At 39.0% G+C, this 4,388-nt stretch carries 5 protein-coding genes; 2 read left to right on the plus strand and 3 right to left on the minus strand.

Annotated elements, in window-relative coordinates; genetic code table 11:
* Window positions 1-126: 126 nt before the first annotated feature.
* The gene (locus ACWIW0_RS11050) at window positions 127-819 is read right to left on the minus strand and encodes a metallophosphoesterase family protein (protein ID WP_454453356.1); all 693 of its coding nucleotides are present in this window, start codon (window positions 817-819) and stop codon (window positions 127-129) included.
* A complete protein-coding gene (gene nadR, locus ACWIW0_RS11055; protein ID WP_454446741.1) occupies window positions 820-2,085 on the minus strand; it encodes a multifunctional transcriptional regulator/nicotinamide-nucleotide adenylyltransferase/ribosylnicotinamide kinase NadR in 1,266 nt (421 codons plus the stop codon).
* Between the two features lie 207 nt (window positions 2,086-2,292).
* On the opposite strand from nadR, the gene ACWIW0_RS11060 reads away from it, so the two are divergent.
* The gene (locus ACWIW0_RS11060) at window positions 2,293-2,553 is read left to right on the plus strand and encodes a YfhL family 4Fe-4S dicluster ferredoxin (protein WP_157395293.1); all 261 of its coding nucleotides are present in this window, start codon (window positions 2,293-2,295) and stop codon (window positions 2,551-2,553) included.
* 79 nt (window positions 2,554-2,632) lie between these two features.
* On the opposite strand, the gene rph is transcribed toward ACWIW0_RS11060, so the two are convergent.
* Entirely contained in the window at window positions 2,633-3,349 is a 717-nt protein-coding gene (rph, locus tag ACWIW0_RS11065) for a ribonuclease PH (protein WP_454453357.1), read from the minus strand.
* 89 nt (window positions 3,350-3,438) lie between these two features.
* Here rph and ACWIW0_RS11070 point away from each other — a divergent pair, with 89 nt between their 5' ends.
* Window positions 3,439-4,302, plus strand: a complete 864-nt coding sequence (locus ACWIW0_RS11070; RefSeq protein ID WP_454453358.1) for a YicC/YloC family endoribonuclease — start codon at window positions 3,439-3,441, stop codon at window positions 4,300-4,302.
* The last annotated feature ends 86 nt before the right edge of the window (window positions 4,303-4,388 follow it).

Here is a 4,388-nt window from a genome sequence, read left to right on the forward strand (position 1 = left end):
CTAAACGAACGACAAATCTTTCCCTCTCCCGCAAGCGGGCGAGGGGAATTGTGCAACTGCTACATAATACCGGTTTTTCGCAATATCGCCCAAAGAAAATCCCAGTTACTGACTGGGATTTTTTACTTAGAGATCTCGATCATCAACACCTACAAGTAAATAATTACCTTCAATATCTGCCAAACTTCTAAAGCCGATATTATAAATATCGCAGGCTTTGTTACGATTGATCGGGCGATAATCAAAATTATCGTGATGATGCCCGTGGAAAATCTTCCGAACGCCCATTTTACGAGCAAGTTGATTGATAGCCGCAAAGCCCTGTGGATGTGGTCTTGGTGCTTCGTGGGTAATTAAAATATCCGCCTTCTGATTTTCTAATCCTTCTACATCAGAAGGGAAAATTGAAGAACGATGGCGTAATGGTACTCCTCCACGCCAAATACGCTCTTGTGGGGAATATTGGCAATAATGAATTGGGTCAAAAAACATTGGTCTGTGTGGTGGCATCCAAATATGCCCACGAAATACGCCACCCAACCCAGCAATTCTTACGCCTTCAATTTCTGCTACTCGCCCGTGAAGGTTACGCTCTTTCCAAGCACTGCCCCAAATAGCATCGAAGGCTGCCACTGTTTTACTGTCGTGATTACCGTGAATAAACCAAATATCACAATGATGAGCAAGAGCATCTAACTCTGCTGTGGTCGTGAGTTGCAAATCGCCTAGAATGATAAGTGAAACATTCTGTCGCTCTTTTACAAAAGGATAAAGGTGGGCGTAACTTCCGTGTGGATCACCCGCAAAAAGTATTGTCATTTAATTCTCGTTATATTGCTTCAAAGTTAATGGGATTGGTTCATCATTCAAAATTGCTTCAACCACTTCTTTTGTTTGATTATAGCGATCTAAATAGCTTGGCGACTCAATTTCAATATAAGGCACATTATATTTCTCAAGTAACTTTTTCAATAGTTGTTGAAACCGCTGACGCTGTTTTGCAGAGCCTAAACTGCGTAAACCATCATCAACCCACTTAGTATTGTTAGATAGCAAGATAGTTACATCAAACGGGTATTCCTTGATCATCGAATCTAAAAATGGGTGAGCCTTACCTTCATATTGAATACAAAATGCTTGTGTCGTAATGTAGTCCGTATCAATAATGGCTACTTTATGAGCGTGTTTCATTGCATAATCGACATAACGCTTATGCCCTAATGCCATTTGCGGATAGTCAGAATATTGCATTGCTTGCTCATCACCACCTAGTTGCTCAAATACAAACTCTCGCCCATATTCCCAAGCAGATGTGGTATTAAACACATTGGCTAACTTGCTCACCAGTACACTTTTTCCACTACTTTCTCCTCCTAAAATCGCAATAGTTTTTACGAAGAAAGGACGGACTTCTTTCGGAATAAAACGCCAGTATTGGAATGGGTTATTCCGAATTTTAGTCGCGGATACATTAAAAGAGTTGCGTTCAGGATCAACCAAATATACTTCTAAATTCAAATATTTTTCGTAAGGCTCCTTATCTTGAACTTCACTACTAAATACAATACTCGGCTGAATGTTCTTCTCAACGAATAGAGCTTTTACACGCTCCGCCCAACCTTCCCAACCATTTGGATAACTCGGGATACCGTCTTCAATTAAGTGATGAATAAAAATCTGCTTTTGTTGATATTTAAAGATCTGTTGCATCCAACGCAAGCGATCTTCATTCGTTGGCATTCGTTTCATTTTACTATCGTTAAACAGCCGAATGTCTCGTTCGGTATCTGTACAGACAATAACGTGTAGCATATCAACCTTACTAAAGGCTTCATAAATCATATTGATATGCCCTGTATGTACAGGATAAAACTTTCCAAAAATTACGCCAATACGTTGGTTTTGTTCTTCTACAATGCCTAACGCCTTATGCAGAGCTTTTAATTTAGCCGCACTCGGATTTTTTATCTTCCCTGTTACTAACTGATTAAAGTAGGCTCGAGTTACATTAGCTTGCTCGCAAATATCATTTACCTTTAGTTTAAGCTGTTTGCGTTTTTGTTGAAGATAAGCAAAATTTGTCATCGGATTTCCCTCAAAATAGAGTTTGAATGATAGGGGAAATTCACTACTTTGTCATTGTTTTCCCTACAAAAAGACTCAAAAAACAGAATGAGAATTACCTAAGTAAGCGGTTACTTTTTAGAATTTTTTGCAAAAAAATGTATAGGGGCTTTCTACTTTTGCTAAGCAAGGTATAATCGCTCCCATTTTTACACATCAAGGGAAACAATGGCGTTACTGATCACTCACAAATGCACGAATTGCGATATGTGCGAGCCCGAATGTCCGAATCAGGCAATATCAATGGGCGATGAAATTTATGTGATTGACCCCGATCTCTGCACGGAATGTGTCGGGCATTATGAAATCCCTACTTGCCAGAAAGTTTGCCCAATCAACAACTGTATTATCACCGATCCTGATCATATCGAAACCAATGAGCAACTTTGGGAGCGTTTTGTAATGATCCATCACGCAGATCAACTATAATAAGTCGCCTGCAAAATAGGCGACATTAAATTTGAAAAATATCTGAAGAAAAGTACCGCTTACTAGGTTGGTTAGCCAACTACTCCGCTAATGCTTGACGCTGTGCTACAAAAAGCTGCTCACAACCACCTTTAGCTAAATCAAGTAAAATGCATAATTCCGAATGACTAAATGGTTCACCTTCGGCTGTACCCTGTACTTCAACGAACCTACCGTCTTCCACCATTACTACATTCATATCTGTTTCAGCATTTGAGTCTTCAACATACTCTAAATCACATACGGCTTCGCCTGCTACAATCCCTACTGAAATTGCAGAAACTAATCCTTTTAGTGGGTTTTGTTTAAGTGTACCCTCTGCGATTAATTTATTGATCGCATCGTGTAGTGCCACACAAGCCCCTGTAATAGATGCTGTGCGTGTGCCACCATCGGCTTGGATAACATCACAATCCACAGTAATGGTACGCTCACCTAAGGCTTTTAAATCCACAATTGCACGTAACGAGCGAGCAATTAAACGTTGAATTTCCATTGTACGCCCACCTTGTTTGCCTTTCGCAGCTTCTCGTTGAGTGCGACTATGCGTTGCTCTCGGTAACATTCCATATTCTGCAGTTACCCAACCTTGCTGTTGCCCTTTTAAAAAACGAGGAACAGTATCTTCAATAGTGGCATTACATAGTACTTTTGTTTCTCCAAATTCAATTAACACTGAACCTTCTGCATAGCGTGTGTAATGGCGAGTAATGTTAATCGGGCGAGTTTGAATGTTAGGGCGATTATTCGGACGCATAATAATTCCTTTGTTAAGATAAAATTTTCCCTATTTTAGCAGAATAACCAGTACAATATGCCAAATTTTACCAACCAAGAGAGATGTATATGATTTATAGTATGACCGCTTTTTCACATTTGGAGTTGAAAAAAGAGTGGGGAAATGCAGTATGGGAAATTCGTTCGGTCAATCAACGTTTTTTAGAAACTTATTTCCGTTTACCCGAAGCCTTTCGAAATTTAGAAATGACCCTAAGAGAACGTTTACGTTCGTCTTTAACTCGTGGAAAAGTAGAATGTAGCCTACGAATTGAACTAAACAATAACCAAAACAATGGGTTATCTCTAAATCAAGAATATGCTAAACAAGTTATTAGCTCATTACAATGGCTTAAAGAGACTGCCAATGAAGGGGAAATTAACCTTGTAGATATTCTACGTTTCCCAGGTGTAGTAGATGTACAAAATCAAGATCTTGACCAAATTTCACAGGACTTATTAGCTAGTTTTGAACAAATTTTATCTGACTTTATTGCTATGCGTGGGCGTGAAGGTGAAAACTTACAGCAGCTAATTCAACTGCGTTTAGATGCGATTGCAGAAGAAGCAAGTAAAGTTCAAGCACAAATGCCAACTATCCTACAATGGCAAAAAGAACGTTTACAACAACGTTTTGATGAATTAAACCTACAAATTGATCCGCTACGATTAGAACAGGAAATGGTGCTTCTTGCCCAGCGTGTAGATGTTGCCGAAGAACTCGATCGCTTACAGCTACACGTTAAAGAAACGACATCTATTTTAAAGAAAGGTGGTGCAGTAGGACGTAAACTTGATTTTATGATGCAAGAGCTCAATCGTGAAGCGAATACATTAGCATCAAAATCAATCAATGCTGATGTGACTAACTCTGCTGTTGAATTAAAAGTATTAATTGAGCAAATGCGTGAACAAATTCAAAATTTGGAATAGTAATTCACAACCAAAGAGAAACTGAACATAATAAAAAGGTGTAATGGACAAAATGGTTGCTAAAAAGTGCGTTAAGACCTTATAGT

It is taken from the genome of Ursidibacter sp. B-7004-1 (assembly GCF_053654055.1).